6 protein-coding genes are annotated in these 6,008 nt (G+C 67.2%); 3 read left to right on the forward strand and 3 right to left on the reverse strand.

Translation table 11 applies throughout. The annotated features are described in order from the left end of the window. From ybgF to cbiB, 3 genes are all read left to right on the forward strand, one after another. A partial coding sequence (gene ybgF, locus CKO27_RS23140; protein WP_200377275.1) for a tol-pal system protein YbgF occupies positions 1–454 on the forward strand: 454 nt, incomplete at its 5' end. 55 nt (positions 455–509) lie between these two features. Beyond that, the gene (locus tag CKO27_RS23145) at positions 510–1,664 is read left to right on the forward strand and encodes an adenosylcobinamide amidohydrolase (protein ID WP_200377276.1); all 1,155 of its coding nucleotides are present in this window, start codon (positions 510–512) and stop codon (positions 1,662–1,664) included. Beyond that, positions 1,655–2,620, forward strand: coding sequence for an adenosylcobinamide-phosphate synthase CbiB (gene cbiB, locus CKO27_RS23150; protein WP_200377277.1), 966 nt, complete (start codon positions 1,655–1,657; stop codon positions 2,618–2,620). Before CKO27_RS23145 ends, cbiB begins: the two co-directional genes overlap by 10 nt. 342 nt (positions 2,621–2,962) lie before the next feature. Here cbiB and ubiV read toward each other — a convergent pair whose 3' ends face one another. The 3 genes from ubiV to mnmL form a co-directional block, all read right to left on the reverse strand. Beyond that, positions 2,963–3,895, reverse strand: coding sequence for a ubiquinone anaerobic biosynthesis protein UbiV (gene ubiV / locus CKO27_RS23155; protein WP_200377278.1), 933 nt, complete (start codon positions 3,893–3,895; stop codon positions 2,963–2,965). Positions 3,896–4,021: 126 nt separating this feature from the next. Continuing rightward, positions 4,022–5,017, reverse strand: coding sequence for a ubiquinone anaerobic biosynthesis protein UbiU (ubiU, locus tag CKO27_RS23160; RefSeq protein ID WP_200377279.1), 996 nt, complete (start codon positions 5,015–5,017; stop codon positions 4,022–4,024). A gap of 21 nt (positions 5,018–5,038) precedes the next feature. Further along, positions 5,039–6,008: tRNA modification radical SAM protein MnmL/YtqA (gene mnmL, locus CKO27_RS23165; protein WP_242471095.1), on the reverse strand; the 970-nt coding region annotated here is incomplete at its 5' end.

The following is a 6,008-nucleotide window of genomic DNA, read 5'->3' on the forward strand; positions in this document are numbered from 1 at the left end:
CCCGACACCCTCCAGTCCCGGCGCGGTCGGGATTCCATCCCTGCCCGCGCCCGAGACGATCGGCGGCACCGAGCGCGATCTCTACAGCCAGGCCTTCGAACTCCTCAAGGACCGCAAGTACGAGGAATCCAAGGTCGCCTTCAATGATCTGCTGCGCCGCTATCCGCAAGGCGAGTTCGCCGACAACGCCCGTTACTGGCTAGGCGAGACCTACTACGTCCTGCGCGAATACCCCGCCGCCATGGCCGAATACGACCGCTTGGTCCAGCTCAATCCAAGCAGCCCCAAGGTTCCCGGCGCCATGCTCAAGATCGGCCTCATCCAATACGACCAAAAGGATTTCGACCAGGCCAAGGCCACCCTGGAGCGCGTGATCAACAGCTATCCCGCCAGCACCGAGGCCCGACTCGCCAAGAGCCGCCTGGAACGCATCGGCCGAGGGACTCCTCCCTGATCCAGCCAGCGTGGCGAGGTCGGGGCTGAGTCAAGAAACCTGGGACGAGATTTGGATGTGGCTTGAAGAAAACGATCGCTACGGCCTGTCGCGCCAAGGGCGCTATCTGTCCGCGAGCTTCAAGCGACCCCATCGGGTGCTGAGTACCTGCCGGATCAATGGCGGGCTGCGCGATGACCTCACGCATATCGCCAATCATCAGAGCGGCGAGGGCGTGGCCCATGTGGTGCGCGAGGCGCGGGTGATCGGGCATGGGCTCGATGCCTATCACCGCTCCGCCTGCGCCGCCGGCCGGCTTCCGCACGAATCGACCGCGCTCATGGCGACCGCCGCCAATATGCAGTGCGCCGTGCTGGCGCGGGCGAATCATGCGGATCTGGCCGTCTCGGTCGTGGCGACCGCCGGGGTGCTGGGCAACGCGACCCGCGCCGGCGATCCGGCGGGCTGGCACGAGGGGCGTGATGGAAGCCATCCGGTGGCGCGGGGGACTCCCGCCGTGCCGCCACCCGAGGCCGGCTCCGGCACCATCGTGACCCTGGTTTTCATCAACCAGCCCTGCACCCCGGCCTGTCTGGTGCGGGCCGCGACCCTGGTCACCGAGGGCAAGAGCGCGGCGGTGCTGGATCTGCGCATGCCCAGTCTCCAATCGGCCGGACTGGCGACCGGCACCGGTACGGATCAGCTCGCCATTGCCGCGCCGCTGACACGCGCCGATGAGTGGGAGCGGCACTGGGCCGGCAGTCACAACAGCCTGGGCGAACTGCTGGGGCGGGCGACCCATGAGGCGGTGACCCGCTGTCTGCTGTTGCAGAACGGGGTTTGCGCCGAGTTGCGACGGACGGTCTGCGCGGCCCTGGGCCGATACGGCTGCGACGAACCGGCGCTGCGCGCGCTGGGGCGCGTCGAGCTGGAGGCGGCGGACGCGGCCTGCTTCGAACAGAATCTGCTGGCCCTCATCCATGATCCACTGAGCGCGGCGGCGGCCTATGGTCTGGCCGAGATTCTGGATCTGATGGCGACCGGCGTCCTGCACGCGGAGGTGGCGCGCGAGGCGATCCTCAATCAGGCGGCGTTGCTGGCGGCGGCGGTGGCCCTGAGTCCGGAGCGGTTCGCGGACTTCCGCGAGCTGCTCCAGCCGCGCCTGGATCTGGCCCCAGGGCAACTGGCGGCGCTGGCCCTGGTCAAGGGTTTCGAGAGCAAATGGCGATGACCGAGCACCTGATCCTCGTTCTCGGCGCCTGCCTGCTGGATGCCGCCTTCGGCGATCCGGTCTACCGCTGGCATCCGATCCGCGTCATCGGATCCTGGAGCCTGGCGTGCGAGCGGATCCTCTTCGGTCGGGGTCTCGACGGACGCCTCGGCGGACTGCTGCACTGGCTGCTGGTGGTGGGCGGGGCGCTGGCCATCTGGTTCGGGATTCGTGTCGCTCTCGCCTTCATGCATCCCTGGCTCGCCTTCGCCTGGGATCTCTTCATCGCCTATAGCCTGCTCTGCACGCGGGGTCTGTTCGAGCAGGGCTGGTTGATTCTGCGCGATCTGGGGGATCCGCCGAAGGCGCGTCGGCATCTCGGGATGCTGGTGGGGCGCGATACCGAGCCGCTGCAAGCCGACGGGATCGTGCGCGCCACCATCGAGAGTCTGTCCGAGAACCTCACGGACGGAGTGCTGACACCGCTCTGGGCGCTCTGCCTCCTGGGGTTGCCCGGACTCATCCTGGTCAAGGCGGTCTCGACCCTGGATTCCATGGTCGGCTACAAGAACGCGCGTTATCACCGCTTCGGCTGGGCCGGCGCGCGCAGCGACGATCTGGTCCACTGGCTGCCAGCCCGGCTTTCCGTCCCCCTGATCGCCCTGGCCGCCGCGCTGCTCCGGCAACACCCGATCCTGGCCTTTCGATCGGCCCGGCGCTACCACGCGATGCTCCCCAGCCCCAACTCCGGCTGGAGCGAGGCCGCCTTCGCCGGCGCCCTGCGGGTGCGTCTGATCGGACCCGTTTGGCGGGATGGACGGCTGATCAATGACGCCTACATGGGGGATGCCGACTGGCCCGCCGATCTCGGGGCCGGGGATCTGCGCCGCGCCCTGGGTCTGATCCTGGTCTCCAGCCTGCTCGCGCTGCTGTTCGGGCTGGCGCTGACGCCCTGGGGATGGCCGCCGATGGCTTGACCCCTGGCGCCCTTCGGCGCCAGGGGCCGCCGGTCAATGGATCAGGTTCGGCACCAGCAGCACCGGAATATGGCTGTGCTGCATCCCCCTCGGCATCCATCGGATAGGTATCGGCCGCGTCGCTGATCCGATTGATGGTCTCCAGATAGCGGTTCAGCGCCTCGATTCTTTCGTGCCCGCCCGGCGCGCGCAGGAAGTCGATCAGTCGCGGATTGGTCGCCAGCCGCGCCACGGCGTCCCGATAGGCCCAGAGCCCAAGGCCGCCGAGGCTCGTGAGCAGGGCCGTCCAGACGATGAGCCGTTTGAACCCTGTCGCGATGGGCGGGGTAGCGCGGTCGGGGCTCAGCGGGCGCTCTGACCCGGCATCCCCGCCTTGTAACCGGACTGTCCGGTCCAGTAGCCGTCGCAAAGACCCGATGGTGCCCAGTCGCGCAGGCGCGTCGTGCCCTCGGTCGGATCCAGATCGCCGGTCAGAGCGTCGGCGAAGATCCGAAGCACATCGCCCGTGTGCTGGGATTGTGGGCTGACACGCAGCATGTCGATGCCCAAGGCACCGACCTCGGCGAGCGCCGGCAGGATGTTATGGGTGTTGGCCGACTGGGTCTGGATACCGTTGAGGTTCAGGAACTCCTGACCCTCCTGGGTGGTGATCACCAGTCCGTCCGGATAGTCCCCGCAGCAGAACTGGCAGTCGTCCTTGCCCAACTGGCGGTTGTAGGCGGTGAAGCAGCGGGCGGAGTAGGCCAGCGGCAGGCGGCCGAAGGCGAACAGCTCGCACTCGACCCCCGGCGGGCGTGTCCTGAGCAGATCGGCGGCGGTCGTGCGGCCGAGCTCGACCGGCAGCACCCAGCGCTTGAGCCCGCGTTTGGCGAGAAAGGCCAGGGTGCGCTGGTTGTAGAGATTGATGGAGTGTCCGGCGACGAACGGGCGTCCCTCCAGAAAGTCCAGCGCGGCCAGGTCGTTGGCCTCGATCGTGAAGCGTTCGTCGGCACAGAGACGTTGCAGCGTCTTGAGCTCGCCGTCGGATTCGATCAGGGCCAGGGTGGAGATCACCGCCTCTTTGCCGGCGGCGACGATGCGCTCGGCGATCTCCCAATAATCCTCGGGACGGAGCTGGCGGCGCTTGGAGCAGATGGTCTCGCCGAGGTAGATGGTATCCACCGGGGCTTCGATCATCTCGGCGTAAAAATCGAGCACCTGCTCGCGCGGCCAGAGATAGAGGATGGGGCCGAGCGAGAGACGGGGGCGATGGGTCGAATTGTTCAGGGAAGGCATGGAGTTGGCGTCGGGCTGCTGGATGCGGAGTCGATGATGGATCTGTTCCGGGCCGTGGCGCGGGCGGTGGACCGGCCCCTTTCCGCTCGGGGGAGAGGGGCGTTGCGATCGTCCCGGCCGGATCCCCTAGTGCCAGGTCCGCTCGTAGGGACCGATGGTCGTTTGGGCGCCCTCGGAAACCTGGGCCAGGATCTGGTGCCAGCTCTCCTTCGGGCGGAACGCCTGGGGATTGCGCTGGCAAGCGTCGATGGCCTCGCGCCAGACCTTGGTCACCTGGGTCACGTAGCGGGTGCTGCGCTGGCGTCCCTCGATCTTGATGGCGCTGACCCCAGCGGCGAGGATGTCCGGCAGGATATCCAGCGTGTTGAGGCTGGTCGGCTCCTCGATGGCGTGACGCAGCTCGCCCGCGACATGATAGCGGCCCTTGCAGAGGGTCGGATAGCCGGCCGCCTCCGAATGCGAGCGGCGCTCGATCAGAATCCCGCCGAGGCGCGTCTCCTGACCCTGTGGGGTGTCGCGCCACTCGACATGGGCGGCCGGCGAGCAGGCACCGTAGGTATTGGGCGACTGACCGCTCGCGTAGGACGACAGCAGACAGCGGCCCTCGACCATGACGCAGAGACTGCCGAAGCCGAAGATCTCGACCGGGACGCTACTTTCCTCGATCAGATGGGCGACCTGGGCCAGCGAGAGCACGCGCGGAACCACGACGCGCTTGATGCCGAAATGACGCTGCATGAAGCCAATGGCGGCCGGATTGGTCGCGGAACCCTGCACCGAGAGATGCAGGTTGACGTTCGGATAACGCTCGGCGGCATAGTCGAGCACGCCCATGTCGGCCAGGATGATGGCATCCACGCCATAAGCGGCGGCGCGGTCGACGGCGGCGGTCCAGCGACTCCAGCCGTCGGGTTGGGCATAGGTGTTGATGGCGACGAACACCTTGACCCGACGGTCATGGGCATATTTCACACCCTCGGCGATCTGTTTGTCGTTGAAGTTCAAACCGGCGAAATGACGCGCGTTGGTGTCGTCGCGAAAGCCGATGTAGACGGCGTTGGCGCCGTTGTCGACGGCGGCCTTGAGCATCGGCAGATTGCCGGCGGGGCAGACGAGCTCCATGGTGTTTCGTTCTCCGCGGTGTCAGGCGGTGCTGACGAGTTGGTGATGAGTGGGCGGATCGATCCGGTCGCCCTGGCGGGTGCCGCGACGGAAGAGTTCGGTCTCGATCGCGTTGAGCACGGCCCATTTGCGCGCGCACCAGTCGGGGGCCAGCAGGATATCGCGCGAGGCGGTCCCGGTGAGCCGATGATAGATCACCGCCGCCGGGGTGCGTTCGATGAGATCCGCGCAGATGCCGACATAGTCGTCCATCGTCAGGGGTTCGTAGTCGCCGGCGCGCCAATCGATGGCCAGGCGCGTCTGGCGCACGACATGCAGCGGGTGGAGTTTGAGTCCCTCCACGCCGATTTCCAGCACGCGGTCGAGCGTGCGCAGCGCCGCCTCGCGGCCTTCCCCCGGCAGTCCGATGATGAGATGGGCGCAGACCGGGATGCCGCGCCGATGGGCCGCCGCGACGGTGGATCGGTATTCGGCGAAACCGTGCCCACGATTGACCCTGGCCAGCGTGGCATCATCGGCGGATTGCAGTCCGAGTTCCAGCCAGACCTCCTTGCCCCGCGCCCGATATCCGGCTAGCAGATCCAGCACCGCCTCGGGGACGCAGTCCGGGCGGGTGCCGATCGATAGCCCCACGACATCCTGGTGCAGCAGCGCGCTGTCATAGCGCTCGCGCAGCACCTCGACCTCGTCGTAGGTGTTGGTGTAGGTCTGGAAGTAGGCCATGAAGCGCCGCGCGCCGGTGCGTTTGGCGAGCACGCCGCGGCCGGCGTCGAGCTGCGGATCGATGTCGGGCGAGCGTTTGGCGTTGGGTCCGAAGGAGACGTTGTTGCAGAAGGTGCAGCCGCCGTGGCCCTTGGAACCGTCGCGATTGGGACAGGTGAAGCCCGCGTTGAGCGCGAGCTTATGCACCCGCTGGCCATAACGACTCAGCAGGTATTGTCCGAAGGTGTTGACGCGGTCACTGAGCGCGCGATGTGGGACGGGCGGGGAG

It is taken from the genome of Thiocystis violacea (genome assembly GCF_016583575.1).
In the GTDB taxonomy this organism is placed as follows: domain Bacteria; phylum Pseudomonadota; class Gammaproteobacteria; order Chromatiales; family Chromatiaceae; genus Thiocystis; species Thiocystis violacea.